An 18740-nucleotide genomic window follows, 5' to 3' on the forward strand; every position below is an offset into this window, starting at 1 on the left:
CCCACCGCCGATCGATCACGCGTCGCGGCGGTAGTCGAGGTAGACCTCGTCTTGCATCACCTGCGAACGCCCGCCGTCGATCAGAATGCTCTCGCCGGTGATGAAGCTCGCGTCGTCGCTCGCGAGAAAGGCGGCGAGCCCGGCCACGTCGGCGGGCGTTCCGAGCCTCCCGACCGGGTGGATCTCCTCCGTGTACTCGTACTCGTCGCCCAGCTCAGCTTCGGTGCGGTCGATCTCGATCCAGCCGGGGTTGATCGTGTTCACCGTGAGCCCGTCCGGCCCGAGCTCCAGCGCCAGCGCGCGAGTCATCCCGTTGATCCCGGCCTTCACCGCGTTGTAGGGGAACAGCCCCGGCATCGTGAGGAACGCGTGGTTCGAGGAGGTGTTGAGGATCGTCCCGCCCTCAGGCATGTGGTCGGCGGCGTGTTTCGCGCACAGCCAGAAGGACCGGAAGTCGGTCTCGACGACGAACTCCCAGTCGTCGATCGTCGCCTCGCTCGCGGTCGTCTCCGTCTGGACGCCCGCGTTGTTCACTAACACGTCTATCCGCTCGTACTCCGCGACGGCGTGCTCGACGAGCGCCTCGATCTCCGCGGGCTCGCGCATGTCCGCCCGGACGAACGTCGCCTCGCCGCCCGCCGACTCGATCTCGTCGACCACCGCCTCGCCGCTGTCGGCGGAGCGACCGGTCACCACGACCGAAGCGCCCTCGGCGGCGAAGCGACGGGCGACGCCCTCGCCGATTCCCCGCGTCGATCCCGTGACGACGGCGACGGTGTCCGCGTGTCTGTTCGCGACGGCGTTCTCGGTCGGGTTGCCCGGCGACATACCCCTAACTGGTGATGCCCCCGGCAAATAATCACCGTCTGCGGGGCCGCCGTCGCCCGACTTGCTCGGCGGCGCTTGCGGTCCGGCGGTGCTCACCGTCCGGCGGCGCTTGCGGCCCGGCGATACTACCGGCCGGCGCTCACCACTCGGCGACGCTCCCGTCCGCGTGGCGCCACACGGGGTTGTGCCAGTCTACGTCCTTCTCGGCCTGCGCGCGCACGTGCTCCTCGTCGATCTCGATCCCGAGGCCGGGCGCGTCGGGGATCTGGACGGAGCCGTCCTCGTAGTCGAAGACGGAGGGGTCCGCGAGGTAGTCGAGCACGTCGCTCGTCTCGTTGTAGTGGATGTTGAGGCTCTGCTCCTGGATGAAGGCGTTCGGAGAGACGGCGTCGACCTGCAGGCAGGAGGCCAGCGCGATCGGCCCGAGCGGGCAGTGGGGCGCCATCGCCACGTCGTACGCCTCAGCCATCGCGGCGATCTTCTTCACCTCGGTGATCCCGCCGGCGTGCGACAGGTCCGGCTGGATCACGTCGACGGCGCCGTCCTCGAACACCTCCTTGAAGTCCCATCGGGAGTACATGCGCTCGCCGGTCGCGATCGGCGTCGTGGTGTGCTCGGCGATCTTCGGGAGGGCGTCGTTGTGGCCCGACAGAACCGGTTCCTCGACGAACATCGGGTCGTACGGTTCGAGCGCCTCGACGAGCCGCTTCGCCATCGGCTTGGAGACGCGCCCGTGGAAGTCGACGCCGATGCCGACCTCGTCGCCGACCGCCTCGCGGACCTCTCGCAGCCGCGTCGCGGCGGCGTCGACGGTGGCGGGGTCGTCGACCCGTTCGATCTCCTCGGTCGCGTTCATCTTCAGCGCCGTGAAGCCCGCGTCCACCTGTTCGCGCGCCTGCTCGGCCACGTCGGAGGGGCGGTCGCCGCCGATCCACTGGTACACCCGGATCCGCTCGCGCGCCGCGCCGCCGAGCAGCTCGTAGACGGGGACGCCGAGCTGTTTGCCCTTGATGTCCCAGAGGGCCTGATCGACCCCGGCGATGGCCGACATGAGAACCGGGCCGCCGCGGTAGAACCCGCCGCGGTACATCGTCTGCCAGTGGTCCTCGATCCGACCGGCGTCCTCCCCGAGGAGGTAGGTGTCGAACAGCTCCTCGACCGCGGTCCGCACCGTCTTCGATCGCCCCTCGACGACCGGCTCCCCCCACCCGACCGTGCCGTCCGCGGTCTCGACCCGCAGGAAGAGCCACCGCGGGGGCACTTCGAACAGCTCGTAGTCGACGATTTCGCTCATTCGTGAGCAACCTACCCCGTCGGCTCTGTTAGTCGTTACGGGACGGCGGGTTCAGAAGCGACGCCGTGTCGGCTCCGTCGGCGGAAATCGGTGTTCGCGCGTGTTCGATCTCGCGTCGAACCTGTCTCGGATTGGTCGCAAGTGCCGCTCCGCGTCCGTCGTGAGGCCGCGTATCCGTATCGCGTCCCGGAGAAACTCCATTACAGAATTATCTCTGTAAGTAATATCGTTCGCGAGCCGTCCAATTTATTACGGCCGCAGTTCCCGGTAGCCGTATGCATGCACGACGAGTCGATCAGATCCGGGAGGGCGGCGTCGTCGCGATCCTCCGCGGTGTGGGCCCCGAGTCCGCGATCGACGTGGCGGACGCCGTGGTCGACGGCGGCGTCACGGCGCTCGAAGTGACCGCGGACACGCCGCGGGTCACGGAGACCATCGGCGCGCTCTCCGACCGGTTCGACGACGTGCTCGTCGGCGCCGGGACGGTGCTGGACGCGGAGACCGCCCGGGCGGTACAGCTCGCGGGCGCCGAGTTCCTCGTCACGCCGACGGTCGACGCCGGCGTCATCGAGACCGGGAACCGCTACGGGACGCCGGTCGCGACCGGGGCGTTCACCCCGACGGAGGCCGTCCGCGCGTACGAGGCCGGCGCCGACCTCGTGAAGGTGTTCCCGGCGAAGACCGGTGGACCGGACCACGTCGCGGCCCTCGGCGGCCCGCTCCCGCAGATCCCGCTCGTCCCGACCGGCGGGGTCGGTCCGGAGAACGCCGGCGCGTACGTCGAGGCGGGCGCCGCGGCGGTCGGCGTCGGCAGCGCGATCGTCGACGACGACGCGGTCGCGAACGGAGACTACGAGGCGATCACCGAGAACGCGCGGCGAACGGTCGACGCGGTCGCGGCCGCGAGAGAGAACTAGCCCGACGGCCGGGCGACCGATTCTCCTCGGACCACGAACCGAAGCGGAGACGCCACTCCTCGGCCGCCAGACGTACGCATCGATGCCGCTCCCGGACCTTCCTGCTGGGGGTGGCCCCCGAGTTGCCGAACGATTTCGATCGGGCGCGGATTCTCACCTTCTGCTCGTCGCTGAAATACCGCCGTTGACCCGGTTGCTCTCGCCGGATCCAGTGCGTCGCTCGCTTTCGCGATCGCCTCCGATTTTGTATCGCGGTATATGATTTATCCGTCGTGCGTCGGACAGTTCAGAGTCGCCTCCGAAGCAACTGAATTCGCTCTCACTCTGAGGATAACGATCGAATTCCAGCCGAGAGCGGAACGATTACCCCGGACGCACGCCCAACGTCGGCCATGACCGATTCCGACTGGGGCGACTGGCTGCCGCGCGCGGTCGCGGACGCCGACCCCGACACGGTGGCGCTGTGGTACCTCGGCTGCAACGGCTTCGCGATCAAGGGGAGCGAGGGGACGGTGCTCTGGATCGACCCGTACGTCGGGACCGGCGACCCGCCGCGCACGGTCCGGATGATCCCGGTCCCGTTCGATCCCGAGGACGTCGACGAGGCGGACGCGGTGCTGGCGACTCACGAACACACCGATCACGTCCACGGCCCCTCGCAGGCGCCGATCCTCGCGAACACCGACGCCGACTTCGTCGCGCCAGACGACTCGCTCGCCGTCGCTCGCGAGGAGGAGCGCTGGACCGAGCACTGGGACGTGGCGGCGGAGGCGTTCCTCGAAGTGACCGAGGGCGACGAGCTGAAGATCGGCGAGTTCACGGTTCACGTCGTCGAAACGCAGGACTCCGACGCGACGCACCCGGTCGGGTACGTGATCGAACACGAGTCGGGCACGCTGTTCCACGCGGGCGACAGCAAGCCCTCGGCGTCGTTCTCGGGGCTCGGCGAGGAGTTCGACATCGACCTCGGAATCCTGGCGTTCGGGTCCGTCGGCCGGGTTCCGGACAAGGAGACGGGCGAGCCGGTGGAGACGAAGTGGTACAGCGACGAGAACGAGATCGCGGCTGCCGCCGAGGACCTCGCGCTCGATCGGCTCGTCCCCACCCACTGGGACATGTGGAAGGGGCTGACCGCGGACCCGACCGCGCTCCACGAGCACGTCCGGAGCCGATCGCACCCGAACCGGCTGGAGATAGTCGAGATCGGCGACCGGATCGACCTGTAGGTCGTCGGCCTCGAGAGGGCCGATTCCGCGTTTTTTCACCGATCGGTGGTTATCAGCGCCGAAAGGCGGCCCGTGGAATTTAAGCCCCTGCTCCGGGTGAGTCCCCGTATGAGCGAACGGACGGCAGAAGCGACGACGACCGTCGACGAGGACGGTATCCGCGTCGAGAAGTCCTTCACGGACGACGCGTTCCCCGTGCCCGCGGTGATGTACGAGCTCTCCTCGACCCGCGAGGACCCCGTGCGCGTGCGCATCGTCGACCGGATCCCCGAGTCGTTCCCGATGGACCGGATCGGGTTCCACCCGGAGTACGAGAGCGAGAACTGGACCGCCTACAAGGACCACCGCGTCGAGTTCGAACGCGTGATCGATCCCGACGAGGAGGTCGAGACCGTGTTCGGGATCCGCGACGACGACCCCGACCTCGACGGCTTCCTCGGGACGCCGGTGATAGAGCACGTCCCGGTCGGCGAGGAGATCGAAGACGTCCTCGGCGCCGGCGACACCGACGCCGTCAGAGAGGTGCTCTCCGGCGACCGCGCGACGCTTCCCGGGATGGAGGAGCCGCTCGCGTCCGACGACGAGCCCGCAGTCGACGACGAACCGGCGGCCGATACCGAAGCGGCGGACCCGGACGCGGCTGTCGAAGCGCCGGAGGTCGCCGAAAGCGACGACACAGACGATGTAGAAGCGCCGGAGGTCGCCGAAAGCGACGACACAGACGATGTAGAAGCGCCGGAGGTCGCCGAAAGCGACGACACAGACGATGTAGACGGCGAGGCCGCCACTCCCGAACCGCGGAAAGTCGCCGCGGGAACGGCGGCGGTCACCCCGCGAGACGGGGAGGAGACCGCGGAGGCCGACGCCGAGGAATCCGAGATCGGTGAGTCGGACGAGCCCGAACCGGAAGAATCCGAACCGGAAGCGGCCGATTCGGAGGCGGTCGAGTCGGAGGAGCCCGAACCCGAAGTGACCGAACCGGCGGCCGACGAGGCCGCAGAGCCGACCGAGGCCGCGGAAACCGCTCCCGCGTCCGCCTCCGGGGAGGGGCTCGCCGCGACGCTCGCCGCGGAGATCCGCGCGGGCGAGGTCGACGACGAGGACCTCGAGACCATTCGGTCCGAACTCGACGCGGGCGTCCCCCGGAGCGTCGACGTGCGGATCGGCCGGCTGCAGTCGAGCGTCGCCGACATCGAGGCGTACGCCGACGCGCTCGCGGAGTTCATCGACGGCGAGGGGACCGCCCGCGAGATCCTCGACGACCTCGACGAGAAGGTCGCCGCCGTCGAGTCCGAGATGGCCGCGATCGACGACCGGTTCGCGTCCGCCGACGCCGACCGGAACGACCTGCGCGAAGAGGTCTCGCAGGTCGACGAATCGGTGTCGGCCGTGACCGAGGACGTCGACGCCGTCACCGGGCGCGTCGAAGAGGTCGACGGGCGCGTCGACGGCGTCGAATCGGACGTATCGACCGTCGAGGAGTCGGTCGCTGACGTCGAAGAGACCGTCTCCGGCGTCGAAGAGTCGGTCGCAGACGTCGAGGAGACCGTGGACGGCGTCACGGACGACGTGTCGCGGCTCGACGACGAGACGACCGGACTCGACGAGGCGGTCGACGACCTGGGCGACGACGTGGAGACCTTATACGAGGAGGTCGACGACGCCGCCGCGGGGCTGGAGGCGACCGAGAACCGGATCGAGGACGTCGAGGCCCGCGTCGAGCGGTTCGACGAGGAGTTCGACGACCTCTGGGACGACCTCGCGGAGGTCGACACCCGGCTGACCGACATCGAGGACCGGCTCGGCGAGGACCTCGACGACGTGGCGGCGGAGCTCGACGCGATCGACGACCACCTCGAGGAGCTCGAAGCCTTCAGAAAGCGGCTCAACGAGGCCTTCGGTCCGGGCGGACAGTAGGCCGCGAGGAACCCCCCGAACTCACGCCGACCGAAAAGCGCAACCCGTTTTACCCGCGGCCACCCAAATCCGGCAATGAGCGAACCGGTACCGGTCGCCGTGCCGCGGAAAGGCCGACCCCTCGAAGCGGTCCTCGAACGGATCGCGGCCGTCGGCCCGGACGACCGGCTCGACGGGCTCGCGGACCGCGTGAGCAACACCCTCCGGTACGAGAAGGCCGTCACGAAGGGCCGCGTCGACGCCGAAGACGGCCCGTACGAGCGACTGACGGAGTACTCCGACCCAGACGACCCGCGCCGGCCAGAATTCACGCTGCTGCGCGACGACCGGGACGGGAAGCCCCGGCGGATCGTCTTCGACGCCGCCACCGTCGACCTCGGCGACGTGACGCTGAAGCTCGTCGGCCGCGAGGAGCCGTTCCGAGCCCTCCGAACCCACGAGTTCGCGCTCGGGTTCGACTCGGCCGACCTCGTCTTGGAGGAAGTCGTCGGGATCCGACCGGAGGGACTGGGACAGATCGCCGACATCAACGAGCGGATCGACCCCGTCGACACCGACGTGCGCGTGGTCAACGGGCTCGGAGACACCGTCTACCACACGCTGATGGGAAAGCTGGAGGGGACCGATCCCGGGACCGACCTCGATCGGCGCTTCGTCGCGGAGTACGAGGGACCGCTTTGCATCTCTCCGCGCTACGAGCGGCTCGTCACCGCCGTCCTGGGAACGGACGCGCTGGAGGGCGTCGAGTTCGTCTATCCGAACGCCGACGAGGAGGAGGAGGCCGCCATCGCCCGGACGGGGATCGGCGTCTACCTCACGGTCACCGGGTCGACGGCCCGCGAGCACGGGCTCGTCGTCGGCGAACACCTCTTCCCCAGCGAGACCGTGCTGATGCGGAACGCGGCCGAACACGACCCGCGCGTCGAGCGCGCGCTCGACGCGCTCGCGGTCGAGGAGTCGTCCTCGGAGATCCGGGTCTGATCCCAACACTTTCTATAGCGATATACAATATATACGTCGGCGATCGATCGTCCCCGCGTGTACTCGCAACGGCCGATCACGGGAGAAAAAGTCTGATTGCCCGGATATTTCGGTCGGAGACGGGGTAGTGTGGAGTCGTGAGGGGTTCGATGTCCCCTTTGTCCGTTTCTGGTACAGATTCCATCAGTGGCGCGAGAACGGCCACAACGGTCCGAGAGACACGCGGTGGGACAGACGGGACCATCGACCGGTTCGAACCGTAATCGACGTGACTCCGCCGAGGCGACCGAGCGTTCGCGATCGATAGGCTCGTCGATGGAGTCACGGGCGTGTCGACTGCGGTACACGCCAGGCCACCACGGTCGACGAGCCGGGTCGATGAACGCGCGAACCACGGGCGGCGCTCGACAGCAGCCACGGGCTCCTACCCATGTCGTCGTCCCGCCCCACAGGGGAGTCCCGCTTCGTCCCCGGCCGTCAACGAGCGCCGGCGACGATCGGGCGTCTGAATATCCGTGATTCTATGACTACACATTGAATCTTGTAGTACCACAAAGACAGATATTCAATATTCACCGGGCAAATAGTGGACATACAGTACTGTATAAGTGACCTTATCCGGGATTGTGGGATAGATTGAAGATGGCGGGCCGAAAAGGCTCGGACGAGAGATGAGCGACGACCGCCGCTCCGTGAAGACGTACGTCCCCAAGGATCAGAAGGCGATCTGGCAGGACCACGCCGACGAGTTGGGGATGTCCCAAAGCGAGTTCGTCAGAACGATGGTACAGGCCGGGAGACGCGGGTTCTCGATCGAGGGCGACGAAAATCCCGTCGAACCGGATCCGTCGGGGTCTGACCCTGGGGGTAACAACCTCGAAAGGCGAGTCGAGGCGGCCCTCGCCGACGGGGTCCTCTCGTGGGAGGAGCTCGTCGACGCCGTGTTCGACGACTTCGAGGGGCGGCTGGAGGACGCGCTCGACGCGCTCCAGGACCGCAACCGCGTCCGGTACAACGGGCGGGAAGGAGGGTACACGCTGATCGATGAGTAGCGCGCGCGCCCCCGCCGAGGTCGACGACCCGATCGGGTACTTCATCGAGGACCTCACCTATCACGGGAAGACCGAGCGGACCCGGGACTCCTACGAGCGCGTGCTCCGCCGGTTCGAGGCGTTTCTCGACGCCGAGACGACGCCGTCGTCGGCCACCCATCGCGACTGTATGGCGTTCGTCCACTCGCTGCGCGGCGACGTGGCCGACAGCACCGTGGCGACGTACGCGGCGTATCTGCACCGGTTCTACGGGTACATGACCGAAGTCGGCGTCTTCGAGGGGAACCCGATGACGCTCGTGATGGAGGAGATGGACGAGACGGTGGACAAGGACCCTGCGCGGCGAGACGTGTCGATCCCGGCGATGCGCGAGTTCGTCGCCGGGGTTCGCCATCCCCTCCACCGCGCGCTCGTCGTCACACTGTTGAAGACCGGAATGCGGGTCGGCGAACTCTGCAACCTCGATCTCCGCGATCTCGCCGTCGACGACGAGGAGGTCAGGGGGGCGTTCGCGCTCGGGACCCGGCCGGCCCTCGCGGACCGACCGAACTCGCTGTACGTCACGCCGGACGCGACGGTCGGAGAGGAGCTCAACGGCGAGGTCCGCACGGCGTCGAACAAGCGCAAGCGGGCGACCGTGATCCCGGTCGACGACGAGCTGGCGCGGACGCTGAAACGGTGGCTCGCGGTGCGGCCGGACAGCCCGTCCCCCGCGGATCCGCTGTTCGTCGGCACCGCGGAGGGATGGGGAGAGCGGCTCGACCCGCAGGCGGTCAGACACGTCGTCGAGCGCCACGCCCGCGACGCGGGGTGGTACCGCACGGGCGGCGGCGCCGCCGAGAACGTCACGCCCCACTACTTCCGGCACTTCTTCACGACGCATCTCCGGGACCGGACGGGCGACCGCGGCGTCGTCAAATACCTCCGCGGCGACGTCGCCGACGACGTGATCGACACGTACACCCACAACTGGGGCGATCAGGTCCGCGAGACGTACGAAGCGAACGTCTATCGGCTGTTGACGTGAGCTGACACTCGATCGGGCGTAGTCGTTGCAATTTTGTTGATAGTATTACAACCCAATTGAGACCGATTCCGATCAGATAAATCGCATGCCGCTATACCGAATTCACGGCACAGCTTCGCGACCGACCCGAGGATCGTCGCGAAGACGGCGGTGCCCCATATCACCCGTCCGGGGAAGGTACAGGAGCCGTTGGGTGTGAACACGTCTCGACGTTGATCGACCTGTGTCTACGGGATCCGTTCGAACCCCGGATCGACATCAAATGGCCGGCACGTCGGTGAGCAGTCCCGTGGGGAATCAGTCGTCGTCTAACGCGGGTTCGCTCGGCGATTCGTTCGCCGGTGCATCGAGGCGTCCGGTCGTGTACCCCTGCCAGTCGTACCGCTTCTGGAGCCACAGCGCCACCTTGACCAACGCGAGCAGGACGGGCACCTCGATGAGCGGACCGATCACGGTCGCGAACGCGACCCCGGAACCGACGCCGAACACCGCGACGGCGACGGCGATCGCGAGCTCGAAGTTATTTGAGGCCGCGGTGAAGCCGATGGCAGTCGTCGTCGAGTAGTCGGCGCCGATCCCGCGGCCCATCCCGAAGCTCACGAAGAACATCACGACGAAGTAGATCGTGAGCGGGACCGCGATCAGGAGGACGTCGCTCGGCTGCGCGACGATCCGCTCGCCCTGCATGGCGAACATCACGATCACCGTGAACAACAGCGCGACCAGGGTGAGCGGACTAATCGTCGGCTCGAACGTCTCCTCGTACCACTCGTCTCCCTTCGTTCGCGTCCCGACGAACCGCGAGACGACGCCCGCCGCGAAGGGAATCCCGAGGAAGATCGCGATCGCCTCGAACACCTGTCGCGGGCTGATCCCGAACTCGGAGATCCCCGCGACGAGCGACTCCATACCGAGCAGCGGCGGGAGGAACAGCGCGAAGAACCAGACGTACACGCCGTAGGTGAGGATCTGGAAGACGCTGTTGAACGCGACCAGCCCGGCGGCGTACTCGTTCGACCCCTCGGCGAGTTCGTTCCAGACGAGCACCATCGCGATACAGCGGGCCATCCCGATGAACACCAGTCCGAGGAAGAACTCGGGACGGGCCGGGAGTCCGGGAACGAGACCGCTGAAGAACACGATCGCGAGCCCGAACATGAGGGTCGGCCCGATGAGCCAGTTCTGGACGAGGCTCAGTCCAAGCACCTTCACGTTCTTGAAGACGGCGGGAAGCTGTCCGTAGTTGACCTTCGCCAGCGGCGGGTACATCATCACCACCAGTCCGATCTCCACGAGGTGGAGGTCCTGTATCGGCCCCGTGACCGAGGGTGCGACGTAGCCCAGACCGATTCCGACCGCCATTGCACCGAAGATCCAGACGGTGAGATACTTGTCGAGGAAGTCCATCGAACGCGGGTCGCCGCAGGCTTCGCAGTCGCAGTCCGGCCCGTGTTCGTGGGGAGCGTCGCTCACGACGGCCGCACCCCCGTAGCGACGAGCGAATCGACTGGCGGGCGATACCGGCGTGTAAGCGGATGAGCGTTCATAAGTGGTGTCTCGGACGAGGCGACTACTCTTCAGCCGCGATCACGTCGAGCTGTACGTCCGCACCGCCGGGCAGCGAGCAGACGCCGACGACGGTCCGCGGCGGAAGTTCGACATCGTCGAACCGCGACTCGTAAACGTGATCGATCGCCTCCGCAGCGCTCGGGTCCGTGAGCTGGATCTCGAGTTTCATCACGTCGCCGAACGTCGCGTTCCGGTTGTCGGCGAGCGCGGATTCGAGGTTGTCGAGCGCGGTCGAGAACTGCTCTTCGATTGAATGATTACTCAATACTTCTCCGTCAATTTCGGGGAGGATCCCCTCGAAAAAGCGCAGGTCTGACGACCCGGTTCGCTTCCCGAACGCTCCTGTATTGTCCGAACCGCAGCGCTGTCCCTTGCTCTCTTCGCTCAGCGTCGGATCGATGTTCATCTCGGTGTCGCGATTCTCGTCCGAGCCGACCTCCGTCGTGCGGTGCCCCATATCAAATGAACAAATGCTCAGATATTAAAATATTGTGAAAGCCCGGAGGTGCGTCTCTGAGTAACGTCGGCAGCTGGGAAACCTTCCGGCGGGCCGCCGGTTGAGAGCGCCCGCTCGCAACGCCGATCTACTCCGAACCGATCAGCTGCGGGATGACCCTTTCTACAGCGAGCGAGATCCGTCGAGTGCGACGAGGACAGCGTTCGCGCGCGGCGTGGCGCGGTACATCCGCCATTTCCCCTCCTTCCGGCGCGTGACGAGACCGGCGTCGGTGAGCTTCGAGAGGGCGTGGCTGATCGCGCTGTCGCTCACGTCCAGCAGCGGCGAGAGCTCGCAGACGCACAGCTCGTCGTCGTCGGCCGCGTGAAGCATTCGGACGATCTTGTACCGCGTCTCGTTTCCGAGCGCCGACAGCAGCTCGATGTCGGTCTCGAGGTCCGACCCGCCGATGCTCTCGTTCAGTTCCTCCAGCTCTGCGAGCCGCTCGGAGAGGTCCTCGTCGGTACAGGAGCCGCACTCGTCGGCGACGTACCGCTGGAGCCGATCGGTCGATGACATACTCACAATTGAATCGATGTGAGATTAAGCGTTATGGCCCATCACGCAATTGCAGTTACGATTCGACGAACAGTTTATCACTCCCTTATTCCTGACGCAGTCTCGTTTCGGGCGGCTCAAATGAGTAGGAGCGGAACCCTCGCTTTAACCCCGTTTAAATGCTTCACCACGATATTTTTTTGATGTGCGCAACGGACAGACCGATCGGAGGGTTTATATTTATCTGAGAAATTGTTCAATTGAATCGATCAGAAAGGGAACGCAGCGTTAGCCCTTGTCGCGACGGCGACTCAGGCGATCGACGACACTCCGACACCACCATGACCGAACTCACCCTCTACGAAGAAGCGATGTGTTGCTCCACCGGCGTCTGTGGCCCCGACCCCGACGACGAGCTCGTCGAGGTCAGCGCGGCGCTCGACCAGCTCGAGGACGCGTTCGACGACCTCGAGGTGACGCGGGCGAACATGCAGCACAACATCGACCAGTTCCTCGAGACACAGCGCATCTACGACCGCGTGCAGGAGAACGGCCCGTCTGTCCTCCCGATCACGGTCGTCGACGGCGAGGTCGTCGCCGAGGGGGAGTACCTCTCGTACGACGAACTGACAGCCGCCGTCGGCGGGGACGCCGCGACCCAGGAGGCCTGACAGATGGCACGGTCACAGTCGAACCAGTCGACGAGCGCGCGGGACATCGTGGAACCGAGCGGCGAGGAGACGGAGTTCGTCTTCTTCAGCGGGAAGGGCGGCGTCGGCAAGAGCACGGTGAGCTGTGCGACCGCGGCGTGGCTCGCCGACAACGACTACGAGACGCTCCTCGTCACGACCGACCCCGCGCCGAACCTCTCGGACATCTTCGGGCAGTCGATCGGCCACGAGGTCACCGCGATCGACGGGATCGAGAACCTCTCGGCGATCGAGATCGACCCGGACACCGCCGCCGAGGAGTACCGCCAAGAGACGATCGAGCCGATGCGGGAGCTGCTCGGCGACGAGGAGATCCGGACGGTCGAAGAGCAGCTCAACAGCCCCTGCGTCGAGGAGATCGCCGCCTTCGACAACTTCGTCGACTTCATGGACAGCCCGGAGTACGACGCCGTCGTCTTCGACACGGCGCCGACGGGCCACACCATCCGGCTGATGGAGCTCCCCTCCGACTGGAACGCCGAACTGGAGAAGGGCGGCTCGACCTGTATCGGCCCGGCCGCCTCGATGGAAGAGCGCAAGCGGGACTACGAGCGCGCGATCGACACGCTGCAGGACGACGAGCGCACCTCCTTCGCGTTCGTCGGCAAGCCCGAGGACTCCTCGATCGACGAGATCGAACGCAGCGCTGGCGACCTCGCCGAGCTCGGGATCGAGTCGCAACTCCTGATCCTCAACGGCTACCTCCCCGAGTCGGTGTGTGAGGATCCCTTCTTCGAGGCCAAGCGCGCGGACGAGCGGGCGGTCATCGAGCGCGCCCGCGAGGAGTTCGACGCGGACGCGACGGCGACGTACCCGCTCCAGCCCGGCGAGATCGCCGGCCTCGACCTGCTCGCCGACGTGGCCGGCGTCCTCTACGACGGCGACGAGGCGACGGTCGACATCGGCGCGGCGACCGACGTCGACGACGGGGGCCGCGGCGACGGGGCGGTCGACTTCGACGCGACCGCGGACGCCGACGCGGTCGTCGAACAGCTGACGCCCGGCGAGGAGACGCAGTACCTCTTTTTCACCGGCAAGGGCGGCGTCGGGAAGAGCACGGTCGCCTCGACGGCGGCGACGAAGCTCGCCGAGGCGGGCCACGAGACCCTCGTCGTTACGACCGACCCGGCCGCGCACCTGGAGGACATCTTCGGCGAGCCCGTCGGTCACGAGCCGACCTCGGTCGGGCAGGACAACCTCGACGCGGCGCGGATCGACCAGGAGGAGGCCCTCGCCGAGTACCGCGAGCAGGTCCTCGATCACGTCACGGAGATGTACGAGGAGAGGGAGGACACGCAGATCGACGTCGGCGCCGCGATCGCGAACGTCGAGGAGGAGCTGGAGTCGCCCTGCGCCGAGGAGATGGCGGCCTTAGAGAAGTTCGTGAGCTACTTCGACGAGGACGGCTACGACGTCGTCGTCTTCGACACGGCACCGACGGGCCACACCCTCAGACTGCTCGAACTCCCGTCCGACTGGAAGGGGTTCATGGACCTCGGCTCGCTGACGAAGGGCGCCGCCCCCGCGAAGGGCGACCAGTACGACGAGGTCATTGAGACGATGAAAGACCCCGAGCAGAGCACCTTCGCGTTCGTGATGTACCCCGAGTACACGCCGATGATGGAGGCGCACCGCGCGGCCGCCGATCTCAGAGATCAGGTCGGCATCGAGACCTCGCTGGTCGTCGCCAACTACCTCCTCCCCGAGGAGTACGGCGACAACGCCTTCTTCGCGAATCGCCGCGCGCAACAGGCGCAGTACTTAGCGGAGATCCGCGACCGCTTCGACGCGCCGCTCATGTTAGCCCCGCTCCGCCGAGACGAGCCGATCGGGATCGACGAGCTGAGCGCCTTCGGCGAGGAGATCACCGGGCTGGCGGACATCGCCGACGCGGACGCGCCGGAGGTGACTCCATCGTGAGCGACGCCGGCTCCGGCGGCTCGGGCGGTCCCGACGACGCGACGGAGAGCGTCGCGGCGGCGCCAGCGGACGCAGACGTGGAAGCGAACGTCGAGGCGGCGCTCCGCGAGTTCCTCGACGCCCTCGGCGAGTCGGAGACGTACCGGCGGTTCGTCGCGGCCGACGAGGCGCTCCAGGAGGACGCCGACGCGATGGCGCTGCTGCGCGAGTACCAGCGGAAACAACAGCAGATGCAACGCGGTGGCTTCGACGAGTCGGTGATGGAAGAGCTGAAAGAACTCAACTCGGAGCTGTCGAACAACGAGACGATCCAACGCCAGCAGGCCGCACAGGCTGAGCTCGTTGACCTCCTCCAGCAGACGAACGACGTCATCAGCGAGGAGATCGGTGAGGAGTTCGCGCAGTCTACCGGAGGTGGGTGCTGTTGAGCACCTCCGAGCAGAATCCCGATGCGGACGGAGCCACCGACGAGGAGGTCCTCGCGGCCGCCGAGGCGCTCGGCGAGGAGCTCGCCGCGGCGAAAGCGGAGTCGGCGGAGTTCGCGTTCACCACGATGGTGATGCAGTGTAACGAGGCGATCGGCGACGAGACGGGGATCGATTACGGTAGCGTCTGCGGCGCCGACGACGACGGCTGCTGTTAGCGGAGATCGGCCGCCGGTGGTACAGATCGGCTGCCGGGAGCGGCGTTTGATAGGGGCCGAGTCCGGTCGACTACTCTCCCCGCCTCATTCCGCAGACGGCGTCTCTGACAGGAGCTCGTCGAACAGCGCGACGACGCGTTCGTCGATCTCGTCGCGGATCTCGCGGACCTCCTCGATCGGGCGCTCGTGCGGGTCGTCGAGCCCCCAGTCGCGGTTCTCCCCGTTCCACGTCGCCGGGCACACGTCCGAGGCCGAACAGCCCATCGTGACGACGAGGTCGACCGCCTGTAGCTCCTCGGGCGTCACCTCTCGGGGCGTCCGGTCGCCGATGTCGATGTCTACCTCCGCCATCGCCTCGACGACGATGTCGTGGACGTGATCCGCGGGCTGTGTCCCGCCGGTGACGATCTCGATCCGGTTACCTGCGCCGCGTCGGTCGCGTTCCCGCTCGGCGAACGCGGCGGCCATCTGGCTCCGTCCCGCGTTCTGGACGCAGACGAAGGCGACGCGATGGCCCGACTGTTCGCTGTGTTGAGTCACGACTTGCTATGCGGGTGCCACCAGTATAGTCGTTGCTTCAGACCGCTACGGAGCGCTATAGAGCGCTATAGAGCGATATACACCGGGGATACACCGATATTTGAGCCCTTTCCGACGTGTTCGCCGAAACGGCGACTACCTGCGGGGTGCGCGTCGGTCGGGGCGCGGAAGCACCAAACGACACGACGCTGGACCGCACGGCGGACGCCCCGAGACGGGTGAGCGTCGGGGCGCCGACCGATCGCGTCGCCGCCGACCGTCCGTCACTTCACCAGGGTGGTCGGGACGGCGGTCTCCCGGGTCACGGCCTCGGCGACGCTCCCGATCAGCGCCCGCGAGAGCCCCGAGCGACCGTGCGTCCCGAGCACGACGTGATCGAAGTCCCCCTCCTCGGCGTACTCGGCGATCCGGCGCTCGGCCTCGCCCGTGAGGAAGGTGACCGCCACGTCGCGGTCGGCGGCGACCTCTCGAACGGTCTCGAACACCGACGCGGCGGTCTCGTCGCCCACGCCGTCGAGGTCGTCGAGCGCGGCGCCGACGACCTCCTCCGTGTCCGCGGGGAGCATGTCGAGGTCGGGGGCGGCGACGTGGACGACGGTCACGCGCGCGTCCGGGAACGTCTCGAGGGCGAACGCGAGCGCCTCGCTGCTCAGGGGCGAGTCGTCCATCGCGACGAGGACGGAATCGGTCATACGCGACCTTCGACCGGTGCCGGTATCAAACTGTGGGCCGTGGACCGCTCGGGGTTCGGGGACGGCCCCTCCCGGTCCGTTCCGAGCACTTCAACCGTGAACACGTTCGGGACGGGAGCCAAAGGGATGGAACGCGACGTTCAAGTAGGCCGATGTTCGACGACCTCGACACGGACCGGCGGCCGCTGGTTCTCATCTGGGAGGTGACGCAGGCGTGCGGGCTCGCCTGTCGTCACTGCCGCGCCGACGCGAAACCGGCGCGTCACCCCGACGAGCTGACGACCGAGGAGGGGAAGCGGCTCCTCGACGACGCCGCGGAGTTCGGGGAGGGCCAGCTCGTCGTGCTCTCCGGCGGCGACCCGCTCGCCAGAGACGATCTCCTGGAGCTGGTCTCGTACGGCGACGATCGGGGACTGCGCATGACGATCACCCCCAGCGGGACGGGGTCGCTGACGCCCGATCGGGTCGAGGCCCTCGCCGACGCCGGGATCCGGCGGATGGCGCTCAGCCTCGACGGCGCGTCCCGCGAGAGCCACGACCGGTTCCGGGGCGAGGAGAGCTTCGAGAGCACGCTGGAGGCGGCGGAGGCGGCGTCCGACGCTGGGCTCCCGCTCCAGATCAACACGACCGTCTGCGCGCAGACGGCCGACGAGCTCCCCGCGATCCGCGACCGGGTGCGGGAGCTCGGCGCCGTCCTCTGGAGCGTGTTCTTCCTCGTCCCCGTCGGCCGGGGGCGGATCCTCGATCCGATCCCCCCGGAGCGGGCCGAGGACGCGATGGAGTGGCTCCACGAGGTCGCCGAGTCGGAGCCGTTCGGGGTCAAGACGACCGAGGCGCCCTTCTACCGCCGCGTCGGGCTGCAGTCCGACGGGGACCAGGGGGCGATCCGGCGGCGCGGCGGGATCACCGCCGGCCGCGGGTTCGCGTTCGTGAGCCACACCGGCGAGGCGTATCCCTCCGGGTTCCTCCCGGAGTCCGCGGGCAACGTCCGCGACCGGTCGGTCGTCGACATCTACCGGAACGCGGACCTGTTCGAGTCGCTCCGCGAGCCGGACCGGCTGAAGGGGAAGTGCGGCGCCTGCGAGTTCCGACAGGTCTGCGGCGGGAGCCGCTCGCGGGCGTACGCGGCGACGGGCGACCCGCTGGAGAGCGATCCCCTCTGCCCGTACGTCCCCGACGGGTACGACGGCGAGTTACCGACCAGGCTCGGCGGGGGCGCGAGGGTCTAGCCGCGTATACCCGAGCGCGCTATATCGAACCGATCGCGGGGTGGTCGTGTGACCTGGCGGACGGCGGTGAATCGCGCGATCCCGGCGGGCGCTACCGGGCACATCTGTCTCGTCGCGTGCGAGGGCTTTCGCGTGAACGGACGTGCCTCGAGGGACGTATCGCGCACGAACAACGGGGCATATGCGGGACTCGCCGCCTTCGAGCGTGCCGAGATCCATCGTTTTTCCCGGCGATGCCGCCGAATCGGCGTGTTCTCACCGGCGAATATCCGGATGTCCGTGGCGGCTCTTTGCGAGGCGACGAGCGCGGGAGGACGCGTCGACAGTACGAGTTGTGAGCGTGGGGGGCGACTCGAACGACGGTCGTGGGTAAGCTATTTATCTGAAGCTCGCTACTCGTTTAACAAGTCCGATTGGAGTAGGACAATAAAAATTGTATTTATGCCACGAGAAACACTGCTGCTCGTCGGACGGGACCCGGTCCGCCCCGTCGCAGAACGGCACGCCGAACGGTTGCGTGACGCTGGTATCGCCGATAGGGTCGTCACCGCCACGTACGAGCGCGAGCCGGAATCGGAGCTCGGCGAGGCGCTCGCGGACGTCCGGGGGGAACGAATCTACGCCGTTCCGCTGTGTTTCGCCCACACGTACGAGACGCTGAAAGCGGTTCCCAGAGCGCTCTCTCGGCTCGCCGGTGAGGTGCGGTACTGCGATCCGGTCGGGCGGAGCCCGGCCGTGACCGAGGCGATCCGGACCCGTGCGCGGGCGGCGAGCGACGCCGACGCGCTCGTGCTCGTCGCGTTCGGCAACAGCCGTGACGACCACGCGCGCAGGGCCGCCACGTTCCACGCGGGGCGTCTCCGCGGCGAGTTCGACGAGGTGCGAACCGCGTATCTCGTCCAGAATCCGGCGGTCGAGTGTGCCCGCTACACGCTGGAGGGCGACCGAGCGGTCGCGTGTCCCCTGTTCGTCGCCGACTGCGAGGCGACCCGGAATCGGATTCCGGAACAGCTCGAGTTACACCGCGGCGGGATCGATTACGCCGACCCCTTCGGCGCGGACGACGCCGTTACTGACGCGATCTCCGTCGCGGTCGAGCGCGCCCGTGCGAACGCGGACATCTCGACGCCGAGTCCCGACCTCGTCGCCGACGCCGACCCCGTCGCCACGGACGGCGGTGGCCGCGACTGACCCGCCTCGT

Annotated in this window: 19 protein-coding genes; 12 read left to right on the top strand and 7 right to left on the bottom strand. The window is 67.3% G+C overall.

All coding sequences use genetic code 11. The annotated features are described in order from the left end of the window. Nucleotides 1–15: 15 nt before the first annotated feature. Nucleotides 16–828 carry an SDR family NAD(P)-dependent oxidoreductase gene (locus tag CK500_RS03865; RefSeq protein ID WP_095635933.1) on the bottom strand — a complete coding sequence of 271 codons (813 nt, stop codon included), beginning with the start codon at nucleotides 826–828 and terminating at the stop codon, nucleotides 16–18. A gap of 139 nt (nucleotides 829–967) precedes the next feature. Next, nucleotides 968–2122, bottom strand: a complete 1155-nt coding sequence (gene dgoD, locus CK500_RS03870; protein WP_095635934.1) for a galactonate dehydratase — start codon at nucleotides 2120–2122, stop codon at nucleotides 968–970. Nucleotides 2123–2397: 275 nt separating this feature from the next. Here dgoD and CK500_RS03875 point away from each other — a divergent pair, with 275 nt between their 5' ends. From CK500_RS03875 to CK500_RS03900, 6 genes are all read left to right on the top strand, one after another. Next, a complete protein-coding gene (locus CK500_RS03875; protein WP_095635935.1) occupies nucleotides 2398–3039 on the top strand; it encodes a bifunctional 4-hydroxy-2-oxoglutarate aldolase/2-dehydro-3-deoxy-phosphogluconate aldolase in 642 nt (213 codons plus the stop codon). Nucleotides 3040–3431: 392 nt separating this feature from the next. Next, nucleotides 3432–4265 (top strand): MBL fold metallo-hydrolase, encoded by an 834-nt coding sequence (locus CK500_RS03880; protein WP_095635936.1) that lies wholly within the window; start codon nucleotides 3432–3434, stop codon nucleotides 4263–4265. A 108-nt stretch (nucleotides 4266–4373) separates the two neighbouring features. Continuing rightward, on the top strand, nucleotides 4374–6182 hold the full coding sequence (locus tag CK500_RS03885) for a hypothetical protein (RefSeq protein WP_095635937.1): 1809 nt from the start codon (nucleotides 4374–4376) through the stop codon (nucleotides 6180–6182). A 75-nt stretch (nucleotides 6183–6257) separates the two neighbouring features. Continuing rightward, complete coding sequence (locus CK500_RS03890; RefSeq protein ID WP_095635938.1) at nucleotides 6258–7163, top strand: hypothetical protein; 906 nt, start codon at nucleotides 6258–6260, stop codon at nucleotides 7161–7163. Between the two features lie 671 nt (nucleotides 7164–7834). Next, the gene (locus CK500_RS03895) at nucleotides 7835–8215 is read left to right on the top strand and encodes a DUF5805 domain-containing protein (RefSeq protein ID WP_095635939.1); all 381 of its coding nucleotides are present in this window, start codon (nucleotides 7835–7837) and stop codon (nucleotides 8213–8215) included. Next, on the top strand, nucleotides 8208–9242 hold the full coding sequence (locus tag CK500_RS03900) for a tyrosine-type recombinase/integrase (protein WP_095635940.1): 1035 nt from the start codon (nucleotides 8208–8210) through the stop codon (nucleotides 9240–9242). Before CK500_RS03895 ends, CK500_RS03900 begins: the two co-directional genes overlap by 8 nt. Before the next feature lie 297 nt (nucleotides 9243–9539). Here CK500_RS03900 and arsB read toward each other — a convergent pair whose 3' ends face one another. The 3 genes from arsB to CK500_RS03915 form a co-directional block, all read right to left on the bottom strand. Further along, the gene (gene arsB / locus CK500_RS03905) at nucleotides 9540–10715 is read right to left on the bottom strand and encodes an ACR3 family arsenite efflux transporter (RefSeq protein WP_095635941.1); all 1176 of its coding nucleotides are present in this window, start codon (nucleotides 10713–10715) and stop codon (nucleotides 9540–9542) included. Nucleotides 10716–10812: 97 nt separating this feature from the next. Next, on the bottom strand, nucleotides 10813–11268 hold the full coding sequence (locus tag CK500_RS03910; RefSeq protein ID WP_095635942.1) for a RidA family protein: 456 nt from the start codon (nucleotides 11266–11268) through the stop codon (nucleotides 10813–10815). 162 nt (nucleotides 11269–11430) lie between these two features. Further along, complete coding sequence (locus tag CK500_RS03915; RefSeq protein ID WP_095635943.1) at nucleotides 11431–11826, bottom strand: ArsR/SmtB family transcription factor; 396 nt, start codon at nucleotides 11824–11826, stop codon at nucleotides 11431–11433. A 320-nt stretch (nucleotides 11827–12146) separates the two neighbouring features. On the opposite strand from CK500_RS03915, the gene arsD reads away from it, so the two are divergent. The 4 genes from arsD (at nucleotide 12147) to hcsS (ending at nucleotide 15078) form a co-directional block, all read left to right on the top strand. Continuing rightward, the gene (arsD, locus tag CK500_RS03920; RefSeq protein WP_095635944.1) at nucleotides 12147–12476 is read left to right on the top strand and encodes an arsenite efflux transporter metallochaperone ArsD; all 330 of its coding nucleotides are present in this window, start codon (nucleotides 12147–12149) and stop codon (nucleotides 12474–12476) included. A gap of 3 nt (nucleotides 12477–12479) precedes the next feature. Further along, the gene (gene arsA / locus CK500_RS03925) at nucleotides 12480–14435 is read left to right on the top strand and encodes an arsenical pump-driving ATPase (RefSeq protein ID WP_095635945.1); all 1956 of its coding nucleotides are present in this window, start codon (nucleotides 12480–12482) and stop codon (nucleotides 14433–14435) included. 77 nt (nucleotides 14436–14512) lie between these two features. Beyond that, a complete protein-coding gene (gene hcsL / locus CK500_RS03930; protein ID WP_095636243.1) occupies nucleotides 14513–14863 on the top strand; it encodes a halo-CC-star protein HcsL in 351 nt (116 codons plus the stop codon). Next, a complete protein-coding gene (hcsS, locus tag CK500_RS03935; protein ID WP_095635946.1) occupies nucleotides 14854–15078 on the top strand; it encodes a halo-CC-star protein HcsS in 225 nt (74 codons plus the stop codon). The genes hcsL and hcsS overlap by 10 nt, the downstream gene beginning before the upstream one ends. Nucleotides 15079–15162: 84 nt before the next feature. On the opposite strand, the gene CK500_RS03940 is transcribed toward hcsS, so the two are convergent. Continuing rightward, nucleotides 15163–15618 (bottom strand): arsenate reductase ArsC, encoded by a 456-nt coding sequence (locus tag CK500_RS03940; protein ID WP_095635947.1) that lies wholly within the window; start codon nucleotides 15616–15618, stop codon nucleotides 15163–15165. Between the two features lie 263 nt (nucleotides 15619–15881). Further along, nucleotides 15882–16310 carry a universal stress protein gene (locus CK500_RS03945; protein ID WP_095635948.1) on the bottom strand — a complete coding sequence of 143 codons (429 nt, stop codon included), beginning with the start codon at nucleotides 16308–16310 and terminating at the stop codon, nucleotides 15882–15884. Nucleotides 16311–16462: 152 nt separating this feature from the next. On the opposite strand from CK500_RS03945, the gene CK500_RS03950 reads away from it, so the two are divergent. Together CK500_RS03950 and CK500_RS03955 are read left to right on the top strand one after the other, a co-directional pair. Then, complete coding sequence (locus CK500_RS03950; protein WP_095635949.1) at nucleotides 16463–17539, top strand: radical SAM protein; 1077 nt, start codon at nucleotides 16463–16465, stop codon at nucleotides 17537–17539. 441 nt (nucleotides 17540–17980) lie between these two features. Beyond that, nucleotides 17981–18730 carry a CbiX/SirB N-terminal domain-containing protein gene (locus CK500_RS03955; protein WP_095635950.1) on the top strand — a complete coding sequence of 250 codons (750 nt, stop codon included), beginning with the start codon at nucleotides 17981–17983 and terminating at the stop codon, nucleotides 18728–18730. The last annotated feature ends 10 nt before the right edge of the window (nucleotides 18731–18740 follow it).

This window comes from Halorubrum salipaludis (genome assembly GCF_002286985.1).
GTDB lineage: Archaea > Halobacteriota > Halobacteria > Halobacteriales > Haloferacaceae > Halorubrum > Halorubrum salipaludis.

Coding starts and splice junctions, on each gene's coding strand:
- CK500_RS03865 (WP_095635933.1), bottom strand. CDS start 828: ATGTCGCCGGGCAACCCGACCGAGAACGCCGTCGCGAACAGACACGCG.
- CK500_RS03915 (WP_095635943.1), bottom strand. CDS start 11,826: ATGTCATCGACCGATCGGCTCCAGCGGTACGTCGCCGACGAGTGCGGC.
- CK500_RS03950 (WP_095635949.1), top strand. CDS start 16,463: ATGTTCGACGACCTCGACACGGACCGGCGGCCGCTGGTTCTCATCTGG.
- CK500_RS03900 (WP_095635940.1), top strand. CDS start 8,208: ATGAGTAGCGCGCGCGCCCCCGCCGAGGTCGACGACCCGATCGGGTAC.
- CK500_RS03875 (WP_095635935.1), top strand. CDS start 2,398: ATGCATGCACGACGAGTCGATCAGATCCGGGAGGGCGGCGTCGTCGCG.
- arsD (WP_095635944.1), top strand. CDS start 12,147: ATGACCGAACTCACCCTCTACGAAGAAGCGATGTGTTGCTCCACCGGC.
- CK500_RS03945 (WP_095635948.1), bottom strand. CDS start 16,310: ATGACCGATTCCGTCCTCGTCGCGATGGACGACTCGCCCCTGAGCAGC.
- CK500_RS03910 (WP_095635942.1), bottom strand. CDS start 11,268: ATGGGGCACCGCACGACGGAGGTCGGCTCGGACGAGAATCGCGACACC.
- CK500_RS03895 (WP_095635939.1), top strand. CDS start 7,835: ATGAGCGACGACCGCCGCTCCGTGAAGACGTACGTCCCCAAGGATCAG.
- CK500_RS03890 (WP_095635938.1), top strand. CDS start 6,258: ATGAGCGAACCGGTACCGGTCGCCGTGCCGCGGAAAGGCCGACCCCTC.
- dgoD (WP_095635934.1), bottom strand. CDS start 2,122: ATGAGCGAAATCGTCGACTACGAGCTGTTCGAAGTGCCCCCGCGGTGG.
- CK500_RS03880 (WP_095635936.1), top strand. CDS start 3,432: ATGACCGATTCCGACTGGGGCGACTGGCTGCCGCGCGCGGTCGCGGAC.
- CK500_RS03955 (WP_095635950.1), top strand. CDS start 17,981: ATGCCACGAGAAACACTGCTGCTCGTCGGACGGGACCCGGTCCGCCCC.
- CK500_RS03885 (WP_095635937.1), top strand. CDS start 4,374: ATGAGCGAACGGACGGCAGAAGCGACGACGACCGTCGACGAGGACGGT.
- arsA (WP_095635945.1), top strand. CDS start 12,480: ATGGCACGGTCACAGTCGAACCAGTCGACGAGCGCGCGGGACATCGTG.